This is a genomic window from Rhizobium sp. P2_G2 (genome assembly GCF_056403555.1).
In genome coordinates, this window is sequence record NZ_JBFUFF010000072.1 from 1 (window position 1) to 19,064 (window position 19,064).

Here is a 19,064-nt window from a genome sequence, read left to right on the forward strand (position 1 = left end):
GGCGATATTTCCGATGATGCTTCTCGTGATTTTTTCCAGCGAGAAGTCGGCGATACGGCTCTCTCGGGTCTCGACGAAGCAGTCGACGATCAGGTCGGGGTCGTCCTCGCCAGACAGGTTTGAGAAATAGCGCTTCAGGATTTGTTCGATATCGTAGGCAATGGGGTCCTTCTTGACCACATGGTAGTCGCTCTCTCGGATGACCGTGTCGCTCTTCAGAAGAACGTTGCTGATCCCGCTGTTTACCTCGTCGAACACGACCTTATAGTAGCTCTTGTAAACACTGGACCGTGCGAGCAGCTCGTAAAATGTCGAGAAGTCGTCGCGTATCGCACCCAAATCCGGAAACACGACCGCGTTGCCCTCAAGGTATGGCTTGCCTTCAAGGTAGGTCCTGAAGAAAATCCACGCGACACCATCTGTCACGCAGCCGATCTGCGCTCCTGTCGACTGAAAGTATTTGGCACATTGTTCGATTGGACCACGGCATCCGGTGAGGACGGGGCCGCTCAGCTTGTAGGTGGCTTTCTTGTTGTTTGCCGTTCCCAGCTTTAGCAATCCGAGCCGCTTTGCTTCAAGCACGGCATAACATCTGTCGCCGTCCGAAATCTTGGCGTCTATGAAGCCTTCGGCCACCGCGTCTTCGTACTTCACCCACGAACGGGGCCAGCCCAAGATTTCGAACAGGATGCGATTTATCAGGTGGACCTTGGCGTCTTCCTCCGTCGAAATCTTAGAGATCATGGATTGGGCTTCATCCGCGATCAGCTTGAAAGCTCCAAATGCCGCGTCAACGTTCTCCAATTTCTCCCCCATCCAGATCGTGCTCCGCAGTGAATCTCAAGACCGTGGCAATCCGTCCCGTATCCTGGTGTCGAACGGCCATCGGCGTTTTCGATCGAACAACATGATCAACGAAGTGCGGATGCCTTGCAAGACTTCATGCCTTGCCGACATACGGTCAAGGGCCGGGCCACAACACGACAACGGCGTTCCTTACTGGCTCCCAACAGCCTATGACCATGGCGAGAACTGTGAACACGAATAGCGCTCTGAAGATGAACGTATGGGCCATTTGCACGCAGGTAGTCTTCCAATTAACGCCGTGTCGATTGAGCCGGGTGGTGACGAAGAGCTCTGCCACAAGCTTCCGTTGACGGTCGTTGCCAACCCAAATGGCGGCATAGTCAGTCGGGTCGACACGATGGTGCACAGACACTGCCAATGCGCGGAAAGACCACCAGGCTGCCCCCAGGAAGTAGCCGATGCTGACAAGGAAGGTGATGAGTATCGGATAGAGTTTGGCCGGAGGCAACTTGAGGAAGTGGGTGGTGTAGAAGTCAGAGCAGAGCGGTAGACCAAGAGTGATGATCGCGGCGATTCCCGCCAGATAGGCAGATGCCTTCGTCTCGGCGCTTTGCCTTCGCTGTTTCTCCACATCTCCCAGACTTCTGGCCTCGGCCAGTGCGGTCTCGAATTCGGCGCTCCAGTCGACGGCCCTGATCGTGGCGACGTCTTCTAAGTCTTTCGTTTTCTGCTTGGATTTCTCCTCGGCCGACTGACTGCTGACATACGGCCAAACGAACTGAATCATCCCCGTGAGCATCGACTGATTTCCTCCAATTCGTCCACGATAGCCGCAGCGATCGGATGGCCGGTGCGCGTCTCGATCCATGCCCACTGGCCGTTTGGATTGCATTCAAGAAACCAAAACTGACCAACCCGGTCTTCCACTAGGTCGATTGCGCCGAAACGCAATCCAAGCGCTTTGACGACCTCGACGCAAGCTGCCTCGATGTCGGATGGCAACGTCACGATTTCATGCTTCAAATCGGGGTTCGATCCATGCCTCCAGTCAACTTCCGATTCTAAGAATGACTGGGAATGGATCGCGGTGGAAAACACCCTAGTCCCGACAACGGTCGCGCGCAGGTCATATCGCTTGCTAATCTCGTGCTGATATATCGCCGGAGACACGCGCACCGAAGCGAAGTCCGCTTCATCGAGGCGATCGATGCGGTTCGTGAAAATGACCCGCTCCTTGTCGTCGCCTTTGACCAGGGACTGCCTCAAAGGTTTGACGATGGAAGGTGCCGCTTCGACGAAGCGGGAAATTTCGTCCGGATCATTCGATATCAGTGTCGACGGCGTGCGCAGTCCGCAACGCGCGGCGATCGCAAGCTGACTTGGCTTATCCTCCGCCAGCATAATGGCGCTTGGATGCGAGAGCCAACGATCTCCCACCATGAGGTACAGCGACTTCAGCGTCGCCGTCCATTCCAACGATGAATAGTCTGCAGCGACACCCGACAAGCCGTCCACAACTGGAGCGTCCGGGCGGCGGAAATATGCGGCCGAGACATCGGCGACCCGAAACCAAGTGCCATCCGCGCGCCGGATGTCAAACGCGGCGCTCTGCGGGGTCAAGCATACCGACATCCCCGGCATCGTCTCAGTGTTCAACCGGTGAAACGGGAGGTCACGTCGGCGCAGTTCTCTGACCACGAAGTCGCAGGTAATGTCCCTCTTGTTGGTGACGAGGAGGTAGACCATGGCGACCGCGAACTAGAAGAAAGTCGGGCTGCTAGGCGAGATGTCGTCGCTTTCCGCCTGCGCATGAGTCTTGGTTGAGAGCTCAAGCAGACTAGGCCCGAAATCCGCCTGGTYGTCGGTCTCGGGCTTCGCGTCAGTTTTTGTCGTGAGCTCCAGCATCTGGCTCCAGCGTTCGTCGTCCTCCTCCTGATGAGCGGCGGTCTTGGTGATGAGCTCGCCCAGCGCCGAGGGACGGTCGATGATCGGTATGGGTCCTTGCGCCGTGTCCACCACCCAAACGCAGTCGATGTCGCTGTAACGGCCGTCGATGTCGGGCGTGCCCGTCCGGTCAACTGCATATCTGAACAAGAACGGCAACGGTGTACCGCTTTCTGTGATGACGTCGCGCATCGAAGTCCCCTGTTTGGCCCGATCGGCACCATAGCAACTTTGAGGCGATTCTTCATATGGAAAGTTATCGCCGCTTTGTCCGAAAAAAGGACATGGATGGCAAAGCGCGTTCGGAATAGCCAAAATTGTTCGGACCTGCACCCAGTCGGTTTCCAACGCGTCTGTCGACCGGATGTAATCGCGGTAGTGGCCCATCTTGAATTCAAACGGATGGCTCATCCTGACTGGTATCGGTGTTGAGCTCGTAACCCATGTCTCCTGGTATATCGACGATGGGTTGACCCCCATGGCGCACCAGAATGATCGCCTCCGGTCAAGCTTGGACAGCGAACTGAAACTCCACAAACCTGCTGATGGGCAAAGACTCCCGAGTGCTCACACTGCTTGCCTTGATCAGGGCATGTCTTGAACGCAGTATTCTTGCGTTTGCTCGCTTGGCAGACGCCGTCAATCAGCGGCAAGTCTTGTTCTAAACGGTCAAATGGAGAATGCCGTCGTCAAATCGCAGTACCGGTTGGCGAGACCCTCGGCTCTGTCGAAGACGAATACTGCCTAGCATGCCTGACGACCCGCATGGCCCCATTTCTCGATAGATCACAAAAACTGACTTGAATTTTATTTGTGAATAATCAATTCATTAGAGAATTACATTCGGCGCGCATTCTTGCGACAACGAATGAAGGCGGACCGGTTAAAGGCCTACACCTGAAGTCTTCATGAATATAGTGACCGAAGACCTAAAGTCTATAAATCCGTGAACACTCAATAATGCATAATTTCTGCCTAGAGACGTCAGGAAAAATGTCGTGACGTTAGCCTTAGGCGACCACGCATAACCGCTTTTTGTTGGTTTTCCTACCGCTGGGCTGCCAAACTTCCGTGCAAGTGCTGGGAGTGATTTGATTTGACGAAGTCAAGACGTAAGCGAATTGCAGACTCGCCGTTTAGAAAGAAGTTCAATTTCAAAGATGGCGATCTGCCGCACTGGGTGCTTTTCGATGAATTCGGCCGTTTGATCCGCCATCAGAATTCCTTCTTGATAGAGATCGCCCCCGGGCTTGAACCATCGAGTATCGACACCTATTCGGGGAAGTTGCTTGATTACGAGAGAGTCCGTTCTGCAGCGCACGCGGGCAAGGGCGCGCCATGGCCGCCTGACGACGCGTTCCTCGGGATGTGGAGCCGGCACCTGTCAGGCGACAAAGTCGACAAGTTGGGGCGGGCGACCGGAAATCGAGGCGTCGTTCCTGAAACCCACAATGACAACTTGAGGATCATTCTCGAGAGTATCGAGAACTCGGAGGAAAAGGGATACTGCCGGGGAGCAATTGGAGTCCTGCGGGACGGATTTCCGCGGCCAGGCGTCGTCATCACCAAGCACGGTGACGTGATCGGCCACGACCTGTTCAAACCGCGGCGCGGGCTACAGGAAGTGGTGCTTCCAAGCCATGCCGATTTCGAACTTGTCGAAGCCGAGTTTCATTCCATTGTGAAAGACCCTGTCCTGCGCAAGCGCAATGACATGATAACGCTTCTGATACGGAAATATCCGTTCCGGGGAGCAGAGCTCCTTCGCTTGACTTGCTCCCAGATACCGTCGGCGGAGAAGATCAAGAGGGCGATCAAGTCGGGCAAGAACGACAAGCTCATGAGGGTGAAGATTTTCCGGCTGAAAAGGGGCGGTTGGAAAACACTTCACATGTCGCCACACGTCCTTCTCGAGCTGCGGGAATTCATCGACAAGTATCGGGTGAAACAGAGGATCGAACCCGGCGTGGATGAAATCTTCATATCCGCAAAGACCGGAAAAGCGTTTGGCCGCCCAGCGTTCACCAACAGCTACAAACTCTCTAGTCACCGGGCCGCAGAGAACAACCTGCGCGATGAAGACGACTATCCCCTCGAAGAAATGCACCCGCATCACAACAAACACAGGACCATTACGGACTACGGCATCGAGCAGCTGATCTCCGGTGTCGACTTCACAGAGGCGATGCTGAAAACGGCAGATCACGCGGGACTCAGCATAGGAGTGGCCCAACATTACATACACATTGCTCACGACGCGCTCCAGGAACAGAGCCCCGAAAATGTCCAGGCGCGAACCCGGCATAATGTGGACGCACTCGAGATGGTCAAGCGCAGCCGTCTCCGGATGACGCGGAACATGCCACATGGCAAGGGATCGTCCAGCGCATGAGCCGCCGTAAAACTGTCGACATCTTCGCGATCCCGAGCAATGCAATTCCGGGCGAATTCGGCTTCGTCCACCCCCTTGTCGTGGAGTCCCGTCGCCCTGGCTATCCGTTTAAGTTCGACTTCCTCCTCCCTCTGGGGCCTATAGCGCATGATATCGCGTTGCAGTTCGAGCGCTACAAGAAGAAGCTGAGAAGCCAGAAAAGCTGGGACGCTCTCTACTTCGGTGTCCAGCGCGTTTTCAGAGACATCATCGACAGACAGGGACCGGGGTTCTCTACACCGCTATCCGAGTTCGGTGCTACGGAATGGGAGATAGCGTACAAGCGATGGGTAATCAAAGAGAAGAGCAACCAGACACTCAAGAACCAGACGGTTGATGAGTACGTCTCCCTTGGAAACTTGTTCGTTGAGCATTTGCAAAAGGCCGGGACGCTGCCGTTCTTTGAGCTTCCAGATAATCCAAAGCGTGGCGAGTATGGACATAAGCCCACCTTCGCCAACATACCTTCCGCAATCGATCCTCAGGATGGTGTGCCGGAAACGGTCCTTCGTGGTGGCGAGGACGCGATAGAGCTCTGGACATCATTGGAGATGCTTCACGATCTTTCGAAGCCGGAAACGGTTGTCGAGAGGCTTCGACTGATGCTCAGCGCCACCCGCAGGCATCATGAGGAGCTGATAAGGGAGACCTGGGCGGCATTTACGGAAACCAAGATTGCGATCGAGACATCCCACTTCGACTGTGTGGCCTTCGAAGAAGAATACATCCGAGATGGGAAGTTCGTGCGAGGTTGGAGAGATGTATTTTCTTATCGGCCGAACCTATGGAAGTACATAGACTGGAAATATGGGGGTATTATATCGGATGATCACTCTCCGGAGATCATGAGTTTCTTATACAACGAAGTCGGCATTGACGATGTGCGTCGAAGGTTTCATTCGACCACGGAAACTGTTGTCTCGTTCGTGGTGATAATTCTGATCGAGACGTTGGCCAACGTCGAGGGAGGGAGAATTCTCACTCTCGACGACCTTCTGAACGCGGCACTGCCCGGCGAGATGAGAATTCGATGGAGAAAGGGGCGCGCCCAATATGCGACATATCTGTCGGCAGTTCCTGTTGGAGACGCTGATGCGCTCGAAATCGGATCACTGAAGCAAATTTCCTCCGTGCAGGCTTTTAATTGCCTCAAGGAAATGGGGAAGCGCATCACCGTTCTTGCCCCTCCAGAATTGCAAAAAGCGTTGACGCTGTGTTGGAGGCAGGGCGGTCGACCAGGCAAATCGGTGGTGGACGTTATATCCGAACAGACGCTGTCCAAGACATGGCATAGGCTCAACAGAAGCAACCCCGTCATAAGCCAGTTTCGGATAAAACTCGAGCAAATCAGAGGGACGGTCGCTCTCTTGGAGTTCTACAAAAGTGGAGGTAACGTCCTATACATTCAGTATTTGTTGCGGCACAAGAATTTCAACACAACCATACGTTATCTCCAAGACGGATCGACTTACCAGTTTGACGTCGAGATTATCCGTCAAGTTCAGGACATCATAATCGTAGCTGCGATCAGAGATCGACACCGCTTGAAGACAGTCCTGAAGCTCAACGACGGGCGAATTGACTTCCTCCTGCGCATGGCGCGGAACCGGGAATTTTTTCAGTATGATTTCACTGAAGAGGCGGAGGGGCCCGACGACGCGGTTTTCGAAGAACTTCGGGCTTTCCTTCAGGACGCGGACATTGTGGTGGCGGGGACGCCAAAGATCGCGGCGCAGTACATGTTGGTGTCCGACTACATTCGGAAAAATGCGCCTGAACTGCGCCACACGGCTGCCTGGGAGAAGGAATGGCAGGTCATCTACGTTGTGTGTGAATTCATTATTGATCGGACTCCTTCCCACATCAAGGTTCCCGCGCGGGCGCTGATTGAGAAATACGAAGCAATGCTTGGGGACGCCATATGAAGATAGCAAGGCCTATTGCATATCCCGCCCCGGAGGCTTCAAGGAAGCCTGGTTCAAAAAGAGATTTCGCTCCTCACATTATATCGGAGTACGATGAACCAGCCTGGATAACGTTGGACCTCACTACCATACGGTTCGACACCAGCCTCAAGACGGGCGGTGTTCTCACAGACTTTCCTATCCTGGCCAACACGGGAAAGGAATACTTTACGGCGCTTGATAATAATCGGCACCCACTTTTCAAGAATCTGGCACCAAGCGTAATTGAAGGCAGAACGCGCACGGTCTTGACGCTTCTCAAGCATTTAGCGGAGAAAGGATATGAAAGTCTCACCAAGGTGCCCGCTTCGGGTTGGAAAGAACTTAGATTACGGATTGAGAAGGGCCTATCATACTTTGCGACCCCGCCTACCGCTGAAAGCATTCTTGAGAAATTTCGAGTTTTGCATGACCTGTGGCTGCTCGGTCAAACGGAGGACCCGAACGGGAGCTACCTAATCACACATGGCCTCAGCTTCAAACCATTTCGAAGCTTTCAGGATGCTGTCAACCGGGCTAAAAAAGTGGGGGTAGCTAAGGGTACTACCGAGGACATTCCACCGGATGTGCTGTTTCACTACCTCGACTGCAGTATTCGTTACATCTGCGAATATGCACCTGACATCATCCGGCTCCAGAAGCAGTCGGAACGCGAGACTCGCAACAACACCGCCAACGTTCCTGCTCACTCCAAAGAGGAGGAGCGTTTGCAAGGGCTGGCGCGGTTGCTTTGTGATTTCGCCGCAACGCCCTCGCTAGCGACGACCAACGGTGCTCGGCTTGACCCTCATGCTCTTGCCAGCATGCTGAAATGGCGAGGATCGGACACCATTCTGAMCCAGCGTTCCACGGACTTGATACGCATTTGGGAGAATGCGTTTTTGGGAAATCGACACGCTCCTGGAAGGGCGCTCGAGCAATTGCGCCGTGTTGCCGATCTAGGTGTCGAAAGTGTCGACCTATGGCACGCACCTCCTCAGGACCTGTCCAAGCGGCTGCAACTTCCCTTCGACGGTCTGCACCGCGACACTGGTCATCCGTGGCCGATACGAACGATCCGGAGTTCGGCTTGGGCGACCGATTCACTGGAAAAGGCCGTAGCTAGATTATGGACCTCGATTTACATAGTGATCGCCGCCTGCTTGGCGGACCGAAACGGCGAGACGCTCGATCTCGACATCGACTGCATCACGAAGGCTGTCGACGGGAAGTACCTTACCAAACGGGTTTTCAAGGACAAAAATGCCGAGGGAGGCTCCGCGCTTACCTTGCCTGCTCCCGAGATTGTGGACGTCGCCGTCAAGGTCGCTATCGAACTTGGAGAAAATGCCAGAAACGAAGGTAATTCGACAAAATTGTTCTTCGAGCGCAACCGTCTTGGAACTGGCGTTCCCGACGAAACCACTATCAGAAAGCGGCTTGCGGAATTTTCCGCCGACATGGTCGTGGGGACCGAGTTCGAGGCGTGGCCTTTAACGGGTATGGTCATACGCCGCTTCTTCGCGACTGCTTGGGTGAATTATTTTGATTACGGCCGAAATTTCAGGGCCCTAATGAGGTTCATGGGACACTCCGATTTGACCTCTACGGTGGTGTACGCGGCCAGCCGGGTCAAGGGAGAGGTTTTGACCGATCGCCAGCGGCGTCTGGCGCTGAACATCTTTAATCAGGCGGCAGTGGATGGGAGAACCCTTCTTGGTCCCTATGGGAAAAAGTTCGCGAAATTTCTCGACACTTTGAGGATCAGGGTCAGGACAAATGAGGAAATGGTGGACACTCTAACGGAGTTCGTGAAAGCCGAGGAGATAAGAATCTTTCCCATGTCGCACGGATATTGCGCCTGGGGCGCTGGCGCGCAACTGGTGGCGAAGTGCGCCGAAGCGGCGGGAAAACGGTCATCGCTTTGGCCTGAAATCAAGAAGACGCTGCTCATGTGCGGCGCATGTGCGCGCTTCTTGTATCAGGAAGTGTTCAGGTCGTTCTTGGAAACCTCGTTGGAAATGCATGAGCACGTGGCCGCCGACCCCCGTGCCCCACACAAGATGAAGGCTGCGGCCCGCGCGGGCGTTAAGATGCACAAGGCTTATCTGAAACGCCGAAAATGAAATTTCAGGATATCGACGCAATGCCGACTTCGAAGAAGAAATCGAAAGACGTAACGCCCCGGAAGGTGAATCCCAAATCGATCCATCCGACGCAGACGATCCAGGCGGTCCATGACCGGTTGAAGGAGATCAAGACAGTAGCGGCGGCGCACGAACTTGCGCAAGAATGGGGCGGAGCAATAACGCAAGAGAGCTTTCAGAGTGTCTTCAGCAAGGGGTCTGGTACACTAAGGCAGACTAACGCCGCACTCTTTGAACGCCTGAGCAAGGAGATAAAGCGCGTTAGGCGCATCTATAAGAATTCAGCAGGTCCCGGCTCCGCTGAGGCTGTTGCCGCAGTGGATGAGACGGATGGGCGATCGGCCGAGGAGATCATCAAGGATTTGCGTGATCGGCTCCAAAAGGCGGAAGACGCCCTCAAGGCCATACCCAAGCCTCCCACGGAATCGGACACAATTTTGTCCCTCCGAAAAAGGCTTGCCTTCGCAGAGGCTCTCCTCGCGGCCCAGGTCGAGGAAAATCTCGAGCTAATCGAGGACATCGAAGACCTTCGGCGGCAGCTACGTGACAAGCATCCAAACCATTCTTGATCGGTCTCTATGCGTTTCGGCGTCACCGAAATCCATCGTAGCGAACGATCACAATTCCTACGGTCACAGTCGACTCCACACTCGTAAACCGGCCATACACCACAGGCCGTCTGCGTCGGTTCGCATGGGATCGGTTGGAGATCGCTCACCTCATCGCCGACGGCAGGATCAAGCAAGCCTCAACAACCTGTGGATCGCGAGCGATCGTTCCTGCAATTCACACCGGCTATAGTGCTAATTTGTCATCGGACCGAATCAGGATCGCGTAGATGGCGGAAACAATAAATCGAGCGCAGATGGCTGAAGACCTTTCAAGCAAGGTTTTCGCCGAGTTCTTGTGGCAAAAGACAGGCCCGATGAACGAGAACTACCCGTGTGAACGACAGGATGTACATGGTGCCCAAACCCACCCCACCGATGTGGTTTTTTACTATGATGAACCATACTCGGCCGTGCGCCGCTACATTCAGTGCGACCTGAAAAGCTATGGCGCGACCACCATCAAGCGGCAAGTTGTCAAGGACGCCGTTCTCAGTCTCGCGGATCAGGTCACCTGTGCGGAGATCAGCGAGACTTGGCAGAAGCGGTATGTCCATGGCTCCTCGACCTTCGACATCTCGGGGCTGCTCTTCGTTTACAATCACGACAACGAGTTCCATAGGTCTTTCGATGCGCTAGTCTCGGACATAAGACCCGAGGACATAAATCTACCACGGAAATCTCGTCTCTACGTCCTTGGACCGGAAGACATAAACTGGCTTCAACGCGTCGCGCGAGAACTGCAGCAGATGAGGGGAGAGGAGGACGAGTCCAAGCGTCTTCCACCCAGAGAGCGATGTGCATTCTACTATCCCCAGCTGGTGAGAAATGCCGCCGTTAGAGGGGAACGGGCACGCGCCGCCACCATGGAAATGCTGAAGTCGCCCTGGATCGTGATGGAGCATTTCGATGAAAATGAAGCGCGTCAGGGATTTCTGATTTTCCATCGGCGCAAGACCTCAGCCGAAGGGCTGATGTACCTGATCGATTACCTGCGCCGGCACGAGATGATTGAAAGCAAGACCCGGATCGAAATCAAGGTCCAGCCCGACGACGACGAAGCTTCCTCCAACCTTCAAAAAGCGGTCCAGGAATATGTGTCATCCATGACCAGGACCAATCACGACACCGATTTTGCGAAGCGGTTGGCGAAGATCAGGATATCCCATGTTCCGGAGATATTGGCGTCGTATTCGACGACACAGATGGGGATGAGCTATGCAGGATAAGCACCCGCGCCTCTTTGCTAACGACAAGGAACTTTATGATCTGATGTTCTCGGCAAAGCAGAGGATAACCGATGGTGTCCTGCACAAGATGACGCGAGAGCGAGGTGTCTTCTTCGGATCATCGACTACTCGTGCGGACCTGGCCGACTATATCTCGATGACGATACACGACTTGAAGGACGTCATTGACCTGGTCAAAGACGCCGAGCCGGGAACGCGGGGCGAGAGGACAAGTTCTCTCACGATCAGGACCCAGTTGGACGCGTCGGACATTAGAGATGTTATCCAGGAGTACGCGGACCGTGAGGGGAAAGACGACAAGGTAGCGATACCTCACAAGACTTCAGATACAGTGATCGCGACGGTTGGCTACAGCGAGTTCGATCTTTCCCGTACAACATTGGCGCAGCGGCAGGAGAAGCTTGCGACCTTGGATGTCAGGATCGAGGCCGACTCAGTCACCATCCGGTTTCGCGCCAGCGATAAAGGTGAGGAACTTGTCGGCATTCTGATCGAGAAACTGGAGTCTAAGAAGAAGAGCGCGCTCCAGCAGGAGAGGATCGCAGTCGAGGACCTTTTGCCGAAAGGCAGAACGCGGTTCTTCGTCGACTTGGTCAACAGAATGGCTGGATTTCGCCTAGATACGGTGACAAAGCTCAAGGTCTCGTCTGCATCCGGTGAGATCGAGGACATCGACGCAGATGAAGATGGAGACTCGCCGGAAAAGGACGCCGCGAAGTCTTCAATGATCAATCTCGTCAAACATGTCGCCTTAAATGGAAACGATCTCCTCGCATCGAAGCAGTATAAGCAGATGGAAGATGACGGTTTTTTTATCACTTCGATAAAGTGGGAAGCGACCCAAACGGCGCACCCATTTGACCGCGCCGAATTCGAAGCGTCATTTGAAAATGCACAGCAAGGTACCGGCTTCCAATATAGAGCGAGACATTCGCGTCGGTCCGAGCGCAGCGGTTCCTACCCACAAAACTTCAAGCTTCCCGAGGAGGCCATTAAGAAGGAGTTGTTTTCGCTTCTCGAAGAAACAGCGCGAAAGGTTCTGTCGGATGTGCGAGGCCGCCAGGCTTCGGAGGAAGGTGGAGAATAATGCGCATCCGGTGGTATGGGCTGCAAACATCACTGGACGCGGTCGCTATCGCCGGTCATTTGAAGCAGATGCCCTACGAACCAGGGTCGCCGGACGGCTTTGTGGTGCATCACTCGCGACCAGAGTTTCTTGAGGGCTTCCTTGTACAGCGACTGCTGACAACTCACGAGACGGTTGATCCATTTGGCCACGAGGAAACCTACGAGATCGTCGACTACCTCCGTTCCCATTTCAGAATCAATCCAGGCACATCGAGCCTTGAGTTGCGGGACCCCGGTCGCGCGGGGTCTAGGTTGGTGAGCCGTCTGTTGGATGCCTTGAATTCACAATTTTTCATAGAGGAAAAGAACGTAGACCCGCTCTCGTGGGCAAACAGGTTTAGAGATATCGTTGGCGTCTATGGTTCAATCGAGCGTATCCAGATAGGGTCGATTGCCATCGCCGAGGGGATTGTAGGACAAGTACTTGCGAAAGGCGGCGGCGACATCGCAGACGCCGCCATCAGGTTTGTCGCACCTGCCGGATATCTCGTGGAAAAGGTGCAGTTGAAGTTTCGGTCGACGAGGGGGTCAATTTCCTTCCAGAGGAACTCCACCGTGGTGCTTTCCGCGAGCGTGGATGACCTCTGGATGGACGCCCTTCGATCAAGCTTGCGCGATGTGCAGGCAGGTTTCACGATCGCGTAGACGGAGCAGCCCATGGGGCTGCGCGGAACTAGAGTATGGAGGCTTCGGTGACGCGCCCTTTAGACCCACGTTCACTGCTAAGCGCGGGATTGATAAAACGCGTCATCCAAATGGCGAATACGTGCTAGATCATACCAAGCGCGTTCATGTAGGTCTCGAGTATGGCTTCCTCTTCCATACGCTCGTCCTTGTCCTTTTTGCGCAGCCTGATGATCGTTTTGATTGCTTTGGTGTCATAGCCTCGGCCTTTGGCTTCGCCCATGACGTCCTTGATGTCGCCCATCAAGGCGGCCTTCTCTTCCTCCAAACGCTCAATCCGTTCGATGAACTGGCGCAGTTCTGAGGCCGCTACATTCTCTACGCTGTTGTTGTCTTCGTCTGCCATTTCTTACTCCTGGATCGCGCGGCAACTCAACGAGACAATGGAATTCTACCGGTAGGAATCCTAAGTCTATCGCTGGTGCTAAGTGCGCTAAGCTGCTAGGGAATTGTCCAAGTTCTACCGATTACGATGTGTGAAAATCGTCGGCGATCGTCTTCTTTTCTTCTTCCAGCCGCTCGATCCGCTCGATGAATGATTTGAGCTGATCACGGGCTACGCCCATTGCATCCGCCATGCCTGCTCCTTCGTGATTCTTTTCTGTCGATCCGGGCCGTTCCCCTGCCGTGAAAGGCAGGCAAGGTCAAGCGGAATCGGACGCGTGAGGACGCGTTCGCCGCTACGCCTTCGGGCGGTTGATCTCGAAGGCGGTTTTCTGTGCATCGCTGGCATCCTTCTGATGCAGGCGCTTCCAGTCGTCGTAAGGCATGCCGTAGACATGCTCGCGCGACTCATCCTTCGAAACCCGCAGGCCGGCTTCGTTGGCGGCGTCGAGATACCAGTTCGACAGGCAGTTGCGGCAGAAGCCGGCGAGGTTCATCAGGTCGATATTCTGCACGTCGCTGCGCTCTCGCAGATGCTCGACGAGCCTGCGGAAGGCTGCTGCTTCCAGTTCGGTCTGCTGCTCTCGGGTAAGTTCGGTCATGTCATGCCTCATAGGGTCCGGTGCGCGAGCGGTAGACATGGTATTTATGCAGGCCGGGCTCGGCATTCAACGCGGCGAAGACAGGGGCCAGCCGGTCGCACCAGGCGTCCACCCCGGAGGCGTCGCCGATCAGGTCCTGCCGGACTTCGAGCAGGAGGTGCGGAATGCCCGCTTTCATGCAGTGGCGATACATGGTGTCTCCGCGTAGCGCCCCGTCATAGGGTTCGTTGTCGCCGGTCACCACATCAGGCATTGCGGCCAGCGCATCCAGCATCAGGATCGGTGCGCGCGGATCGGCATCCCAGAGCACGCCGGCATGCCAGGGACGCGGTATGTTTTTCCAGAAGGGCGTGAAGGAATGCAGCGACAGTACCAGTGGCGCTGCGCCGGTTCGTTCCGCCACGTTGGAAATCATGCCGTCGATCGCCTGGTGATAGGGGCGGTGATAGCGCGCGATGCGGCGGTTCCACTCTTCCTCGGTGATCGGATGATTGCCGGGAATGATGGCGCCGTCGGAGATCTTCATGATCAGCGTCGGATCGTCTTCGCCGCGATTGGGATCGATTAGCAGACGCGAGAAGCAGCTCATGACAGCAGGGCAGCCGATGCGGGCGGCGAGCGCCCGCGTCAGCGCCTCGATGCCGATGTCGTAGGCGATGTGACGCTGGAATGCCTGCATCGGCAGGCCGAGCGAGCCATATTCGGCCGGCAGACGGTTGGTCGCGTGATCTCCAAGCAGGATGCAGCCGCTATCGAGATTGCCGGGGATGATTTCGAAAGCCTGAAAGTCCTGCATCGCCACACTTTTTGACATGATTATGCTGTTTTGCATGTGAAGAAGCCGCTTTCAAGGGCGGTTTTGCAAGCTTTTATTGTGCGTTAGCACAAGGACGCATATGAATGTCAGTCACGCAAGACCGCCGTAAATGCCGGGCGGCATCACATCGCGCGATCTTCCGGGCCATGATGGTCCGATTGAGATGAATCGTCACAGCTTCGCGTAATATAATCGATTGAAAGTGCGTTGACATTCATGGCCTGTCGACGCAAAAGGGCCTCAGCCGGGGAGCCAACGGAAACGTCATGCTCGTTACATCTAATTCCCTTACACGACTTGCCAAGGTCTCTTCGATTCGGACGAGCCGGCTGCGAGTCTTGGCTTTGGTCGGCTTGTTCATCGTTTCGTGCGGGGCCTCACTGTCGCTGGCCAGTCCCGCCGCCGCGGAGTTCCGGGTTTGCAACGCGACACAGAACCTTGTCGGCGTGGCGATCGGCTATCGCGCCAAGGAAGGCTGGATCTCGGAGGGATGGTGGCAGATACCGGCGACCACATGCGCGACCCTGATCGAGGGCCAGTTGCAGAGCCGCTACTACTATCTCTACGCCGAGGACGCCACGCATGGCGGGCGCTGGACGGGCAATGTCAACATGTGCGTGGCGGAAAACGAATTCAAGATCACGGGCGTGCAGGATTGCTACGCGCGGGGATACCAGCAGTTCGGTTTCAAGGAATATGACACGGGGCGCCAGGGAAGCTGGATGGTTCAGCTCACCGATACGCCCGCATCTCAAGAAAGCCAGAATTGATGAAGCGGAACAGGAAAGTCAAAATCCTCGCCACCCTGGGGCCGGCCTCCAGCGAAGAGAGCATGATCGAGAAGCTGCACCAGGCCGGTGCGGATGTCTTCCGCATCAATATGAGCCATTCCAGCCATGATATGATGCGGACGCTCATCGGCCGCATCCGCGCCGTCGAGGCGCGTTCGGGCCGGCCGATCGGCATCCTGGCCGACCTCCAGGGACCGAAGCTGCGCGTCGGCAAATTCGCCAATGGCCCGCAGGAGCTCAAGGAAGGCCAGACGTTCACGCTCGACAATCGTGACGAGCCGGGAGACGGCAATCGCGTTTACCTGCCGCATCCGGAAATCCTGCAGTCCGTCAAGCCGGGCGACCGGCTGCTGATCGACGACGGCAAGTTGCATCTCAAGGCCATCGAGTGCGATGGTACCCGCATCGTCACCAAGGTCGTCGCCGGTACGAAGATTTCCGACAAGAAGGGCGTCAGCCTGCCCGATACGCTGCTCGCCATCGGCGCGCTGACCGAGAAGGATCGTGCCGACCTCGACGCGGTGCTGGCCACCAACAGCGTCGACTGGGTGGCGCTCTCCTTCGTGCAGCGCCCAGAAGATCTGGCCGAAGTGCGCAAGATCGCCAAGAACCGCGTCGGCATCATGTCGAAGATCGAAAAACCGCAGGCGGTCGAGCGGATCGACGAGATCATCGAGCTCTCCGATGCGCTGATGGTGGCGCGCGGTGACCTCGGCGTGGAAATGCCGCTCGAAGCCGTGCCGGGCATCCAGAAGCAGTTGACGCGCGCCTGCCGCCGCGTCGGCAAGCCGGTGGTCGTCGCCACCCAGATGCTGGAATCGATGATCACGGCGCCGGTGCCGACGCGCGCCGAAGTCTCGGATGTGGCGACTGCGGTGTTCGAAGGTGCGGATGCGATCATGCTGTCGGCCGAGTCGGCCTCCGGCCAATATCCGATCGAGGCGGTCACCACGATGGCTTCGATTGCCAGCACGGTGGAGCGCGATCCCTATTATCCCAACATCATCCATGCGCAGCGGACGCAGCCTGAGCCGACCGGCGCCGACGCTATCTCGCTCGCCGCCCGCGAAATCGCCGAGACGCTGAAGCTGGCGGCAATCGTCTGTTACACCGGCTCCGGCAATACCGGCCTGCGCGCCGCGCGCGAACGTCCGTTCACACCGGTCATCGCGCTGTCGCCGATCATCGAGACGGCGCGCAAGCTGTCCCTCGTCTGGGGCCTGCATTGCGTGGTCACCGAGGATGCGCGCGACCTCGACGACATGGTCAACCGTGCCTGCCGCATCGTCCATGCCGAAGGTTTTGGCAAGGCGGGCGATCGTCTGATCATCACCGCTGGCGTGCCGCTCGGGACGCCGGGCAATACCAACATGCTGCGTATTGCCTATATTGCGGCGGACGGAGAGAGCGGGATCTGAGGCCTATCGACAAAGCTTATCGAGAGGCGGCTCGCCTCTCGATGGCAACAGGTAGAGCCCGCGCATCTGCTTGCGCGCGGGGCATGGGCCGTCCGAGCAGATAGCCCTGCACCTCATCAAAACCTTCCGCACGCAGTCGTTTCAACTGCCCTTCCGTTTCGACGCCCTCGGCGAGCGCCGTGGCACCGAAGCCGCGTGCGATGCCGGCCACGGCGCGCACGATGGCGAGATCGCCGGCGTCGTCGTCGATACCCGCGACAAAGCTCTTGTCCAGCTTGATCTTGTCGAAGGGGAAGGATCGGAGATAAGCCAGCGACGAATAGCCGGTGCCGAAATCGTCAATGGCGATCCGCACGCCAAGTGCCTTGATGGCTTTGAGCAATGGCACGCCCTGAACGGCGTCGGAGAGGAAGACGCTCTCGGTAACCTCGATTTCCAGCCGATCCGGCTGAAGGCCGGTGTCGCCCAAAATGCGTACCAGGGTCTGCAGCAGGCCTACGTCGCGGAACTGGCTGACCGACAGGTTGACGGCGATCTTGAGATGTTCCGGCCAGAGTGCGGCGGTCTTGCAGGCCTCGCGCAGCACCCATTCGCCGATCTGCACGATCAGGCCGTTTTCTTCCGCCGCCGGGATGAATTCCATCGGCGGCACCAGGCCGCGGATCGGATGGCGCCAGCGGATCAGCGCTTCGAAGCCGGTAAGCGCGCCGGTGCCGGCCTGCGTGATCGGTTGATAGAAAAGCTCGAGCTCGTGGCCGGCGATTGCGTCCCGCAATTCGATCGCCATCTGGTGGCGTCGTTCGGCGGCGATGCGCATGTCGTTGGCATAGAAACGGTGGGTAGAGCGCCCGGCATCCTTGGCGGCGTAGAGGGCGAGGTCGGCACTGCGCATCAGCACGTCGACGCTATCGCCATCCTCGGGGCCAAGTGCGATGCCGACGCTGCAACTGACATATTCTCTGGCGCCATCGAGATCGAAAGGTTTTTCCAGCAGCCGGAACAGGTCCTCCGCGAAACTATGTGAGCGGTTGCCATCCGAGCTTAGATCGAGGATGACGGCGAACTCGTCGCCGCCCAAACGCGCGACGAAGTCGGTCTGCCCCTTGAGATGGTTCAGGCGGCGGGCGATTTCGCGTAGCAGAGCGTCGCCGGCCGGATGGCCCATGCTGTCGTTGACATGTTTGAAATGATCGACGTCGACGCACATCAAGGCAAACGGTCCGAGAGCTTCGGTGTCGTCGAGGCGATTGCGGATGCGCTCCATGAACGCTGCGCGGTTGGCGAGCCCGGTGAGCACGTCATGCATGGCAAGCCGTTCGAGCCTGGCCTCGAATTCGCGCTTTTCCGTTACATCGCGGCTGATGCCGATCAGGTAGCGCGGCGGCAGTCCGTCGGTCGACGGCAGCACACGGCGGACGGTGTGGACCGTGCGCCGTGTGCCGTCCGGACGGTCGAACTTCTCTTCGACATAGGTGATTGTCTCGGAGGAAAAGGCGCGCATGTCCTCGCTGCGGAAATCCCGCGCCTGATGCGGCGGGAACAGCATGGCGTCGTTCTTGCCGACCACATCGGAGAAGGGCAGGCCGGTGATCGCGCCGCAGGCGTCGTTGAAGCGGATATAGCGGCCGTTGTCGGCCATGTCCTTGACGAAGATGCCAACCGGCAGATTGTCGACGATGCTGTCGAGCAGGGTGCGGGTGGAGAGCGCTTCGTTCTGCGCGGCGCTGAGTTCGCTTCGGTCCTGCACGATGGCAAGGATGGCACTCCTGCCGTCGAACAGCATTTCGCGGCCATAGGTCAGGACCTGAAAAACCTCGCCATTGGATTTCAGGTGCTCCCAGCGCTCGGCCTTTTCCATATCGCTGCGCGCCTGGACGGCGTCGAGCATGCGCTGCCGCTCGGAATGCGGCCGGATGTCGAGCACAGTCAGCGCAGCGAATTCGGACTCCGAATAGCCATAGAGGTCTTGCGCCGCCTTGTTGACGATGAGGAAGCGCAGGGTCACGGGATCATAGATCCACATCGGTGAGGGATGGATCTCGAACAGCGAGCGAAAATCGCTCTCGGCCATGTTCAAAACCTGTTTTTTTGACGCAGTCATTGTGCAGCC

Annotated in this window: 16 protein-coding genes and 2 pseudogenes; 9 read left to right on the forward strand and 9 right to left on the reverse strand. The window is 56.6% G+C overall.

The genetic code is table 11. The features are described 5' to 3' along the window. From AC1D06_RS31170 to AC1D06_RS31185, 4 genes are all read right to left on the reverse strand, one after another. A partial coding sequence (locus tag AC1D06_RS31170) for a hypothetical protein (protein WP_477989798.1) occupies positions 1 to 804 on the reverse strand: 804 nt, incomplete at its 3' end. Between the two features lie 157 nt (positions 805 to 961). Continuing rightward, positions 962 to 1,606, reverse strand: coding sequence for a hypothetical protein (locus AC1D06_RS31175; protein WP_477989799.1), 645 nt, complete (start codon positions 1,604 to 1,606; stop codon positions 962 to 964). Continuing rightward, complete coding sequence (locus AC1D06_RS31180; protein ID WP_477989800.1) at positions 1,591 to 2,553, reverse strand: MvdC/MvdD family ATP grasp protein; 963 nt, start codon at positions 2,551 to 2,553, stop codon at positions 1,591 to 1,593. Before AC1D06_RS31180 ends, AC1D06_RS31175 begins: the two co-directional genes overlap by 16 nt. 12 nt (positions 2,554 to 2,565) lie before the next feature. Next, positions 2,566 to 3,162, reverse strand: a complete 597-nt coding sequence (locus AC1D06_RS31185) for a hypothetical protein (RefSeq protein ID WP_477989801.1) — start codon at positions 3,160 to 3,162, stop codon at positions 2,566 to 2,568. Positions 3,163 to 3,847: 685 nt separating this feature from the next. Here AC1D06_RS31185 and AC1D06_RS31190 point away from each other — a divergent pair. The 7 genes from AC1D06_RS31190 to AC1D06_RS31220 all read left to right on the forward strand — a co-directional run bounded on the left by AC1D06_RS31190 (position 3,848) and on the right by AC1D06_RS31220 (position 12,903). After that, the gene (locus AC1D06_RS31190) at positions 3,848 to 5,143 is read left to right on the forward strand and encodes a hypothetical protein (RefSeq protein WP_477989802.1); all 1,296 of its coding nucleotides are present in this window, start codon (positions 3,848 to 3,850) and stop codon (positions 5,141 to 5,143) included. Next, positions 5,140 to 7,107: a hypothetical protein gene (locus AC1D06_RS31195; protein ID WP_477989803.1), complete on the forward strand. Its 1,968-nt coding sequence runs from the start codon at positions 5,140 to 5,142 to the stop codon at positions 7,105 to 7,107. Before AC1D06_RS31190 ends, AC1D06_RS31195 begins: the two co-directional genes overlap by 4 nt. A 113-nt stretch (positions 7,108 to 7,220) precedes the next feature. Then, the gene (locus AC1D06_RS31200; protein WP_477989804.1) at positions 7,221 to 9,251 is read left to right on the forward strand and encodes a hypothetical protein; all 2,031 of its coding nucleotides are present in this window, start codon (positions 7,221 to 7,223) and stop codon (positions 9,249 to 9,251) included. After that, the gene (locus AC1D06_RS31205) at positions 9,248 to 9,841 is read left to right on the forward strand and encodes a hypothetical protein (protein ID WP_477989805.1); all 594 of its coding nucleotides are present in this window, start codon (positions 9,248 to 9,250) and stop codon (positions 9,839 to 9,841) included. The genes AC1D06_RS31200 and AC1D06_RS31205 overlap by 4 nt, the downstream gene beginning before the upstream one ends. Positions 9,842 to 10,110: 269 nt before the next feature. Beyond that, positions 10,111 to 11,109, forward strand: a complete 999-nt coding sequence (locus AC1D06_RS31210) for a PD-(D/E)XK nuclease domain-containing protein (protein WP_477989806.1) — start codon at positions 10,111 to 10,113, stop codon at positions 11,107 to 11,109. Beyond that, positions 11,099 to 12,217, forward strand: coding sequence for a hypothetical protein (locus tag AC1D06_RS31215; protein ID WP_477989807.1), 1,119 nt, complete (start codon positions 11,099 to 11,101; stop codon positions 12,215 to 12,217). Before AC1D06_RS31210 ends, AC1D06_RS31215 begins: the two co-directional genes overlap by 11 nt. Further along, positions 12,217 to 12,903 carry a hypothetical protein gene (locus AC1D06_RS31220; RefSeq protein WP_477989808.1) on the forward strand — a complete coding sequence of 229 codons (687 nt, stop codon included), beginning with the start codon at positions 12,217 to 12,219 and terminating at the stop codon, positions 12,901 to 12,903. The genes AC1D06_RS31215 and AC1D06_RS31220 overlap by 1 nt, the downstream gene beginning before the upstream one ends. Positions 12,904 to 13,027: 124 nt before the next feature. Here the strand turns inward: AC1D06_RS31220 and AC1D06_RS31225 are convergent, their stop codons facing one another. The 4 genes and pseudogenes from AC1D06_RS31225 to AC1D06_RS31240 all read right to left on the reverse strand — a co-directional run bounded on the left by AC1D06_RS31225 (position 13,028) and on the right by AC1D06_RS31240 (position 14,724). Then, positions 13,028 to 13,288: a DUF2312 domain-containing protein gene (locus tag AC1D06_RS31225; RefSeq protein WP_477989809.1), complete on the reverse strand. Its 261-nt coding sequence runs from the start codon at positions 13,286 to 13,288 to the stop codon at positions 13,028 to 13,030. A 136-nt stretch (positions 13,289 to 13,424) separates the two neighbouring features. Continuing rightward, positions 13,425 to 13,520: pseudogene (locus tag AC1D06_RS31230) on the reverse strand (GapR family DNA-binding domain-containing protein); the annotation flags it as partial. 102 nt (positions 13,521 to 13,622) lie between these two features. Then, a complete protein-coding gene (locus tag AC1D06_RS31235) occupies positions 13,623 to 13,928 on the reverse strand; it encodes a DUF1244 domain-containing protein (protein WP_477989810.1) in 306 nt (101 codons plus the stop codon). 1 nt (position 13,929) lies between these two features. Further along, positions 13,930 to 14,724, reverse strand: a complete 795-nt coding sequence (locus tag AC1D06_RS31240; protein ID WP_477879238.1) for an N-formylglutamate amidohydrolase — start codon at positions 14,722 to 14,724, stop codon at positions 13,930 to 13,932. Between the two features lie 416 nt (positions 14,725 to 15,140). Here AC1D06_RS31240 and AC1D06_RS31245 point away from each other — a divergent pair. Together AC1D06_RS31245 and pyk are read left to right on the forward strand one after the other, a co-directional pair. Continuing rightward, a pseudogene (locus AC1D06_RS31245) lies at positions 15,141 to 15,515 on the forward strand (DUF1036 domain-containing protein); the annotation flags it as partial. Further along, the gene (gene pyk, locus AC1D06_RS31250) at positions 15,515 to 16,954 is read left to right on the forward strand and encodes a pyruvate kinase (protein WP_477879153.1); all 1,440 of its coding nucleotides are present in this window, start codon (positions 15,515 to 15,517) and stop codon (positions 16,952 to 16,954) included. The pseudogene AC1D06_RS31245 and the gene pyk, both read left to right, overlap by 1 nt. A gap of 16 nt (positions 16,955 to 16,970) precedes the next feature. On the opposite strand, the gene AC1D06_RS31255 is transcribed toward pyk, so the two are convergent. Continuing rightward, positions 16,971 to 19,025, reverse strand: a complete 2,055-nt coding sequence (locus AC1D06_RS31255; protein ID WP_477989811.1) for a sensor domain-containing protein — start codon at positions 19,023 to 19,025, stop codon at positions 16,971 to 16,973. Between the last annotated feature and the right edge of the window lie 39 nt (positions 19,026 to 19,064).

What these genes read in the sequence shown, in the direction of transcription:
- AC1D06_RS31175 (WP_477989799.1), bottom strand. Translation starts at nt 1,606, where the DNA reads ATGCTCACGGGGATGATTCAGTTCGTTTGGCCGTATGTCAGCAGTCAG.
- AC1D06_RS31180 (WP_477989800.1), bottom strand. Translation starts at nt 2,553, where the DNA reads ATGGTCTACCTCCTCGTCACCAACAAGAGGGACATTACCTGCGACTTC.
- AC1D06_RS31195 (WP_477989803.1), top strand. Translation starts at nt 5,140, where the DNA reads ATGAGCCGCCGTAAAACTGTCGACATCTTCGCGATCCCGAGCAATGCA.
- AC1D06_RS31205 (WP_477989805.1), top strand. Translation starts at nt 9,248, where the DNA reads ATGAAATTTCAGGATATCGACGCAATGCCGACTTCGAAGAAGAAATCG.
- AC1D06_RS31210 (WP_477989806.1), top strand. Translation starts at nt 10,111, where the DNA reads ATGGCGGAAACAATAAATCGAGCGCAGATGGCTGAAGACCTTTCAAGC.
- AC1D06_RS31215 (WP_477989807.1), top strand. Translation starts at nt 11,099, where the DNA reads ATGCAGGATAAGCACCCGCGCCTCTTTGCTAACGACAAGGAACTTTAT.
- AC1D06_RS31220 (WP_477989808.1), top strand. Translation starts at nt 12,217, where the DNA reads ATGCGCATCCGGTGGTATGGGCTGCAAACATCACTGGACGCGGTCGCT.
- AC1D06_RS31225 (WP_477989809.1), bottom strand. Translation starts at nt 13,288, where the DNA reads ATGGCAGACGAAGACAACAACAGCGTAGAGAATGTAGCGGCCTCAGAA.
- AC1D06_RS31235 (WP_477989810.1), bottom strand. Translation starts at nt 13,928, where the DNA reads ATGACCGAACTTACCCGAGAGCAGCAGACCGAACTGGAAGCAGCAGCC.
- AC1D06_RS31240 (WP_477879238.1), bottom strand. Translation starts at nt 14,724, where the DNA reads ATGCAGGACTTTCAGGCTTTCGAAATCATCCCCGGCAATCTCGATAGC.
- pyk (WP_477879153.1), top strand. Translation starts at nt 15,515, where the DNA reads ATGAAGCGGAACAGGAAAGTCAAAATCCTCGCCACCCTGGGGCCGGCC.
- AC1D06_RS31255 (WP_477989811.1), bottom strand. Translation starts at nt 19,025, where the DNA reads ATGGCCGAGAGCGATTTTCGCTCGCTGTTCGAGATCCATCCCTCACCG.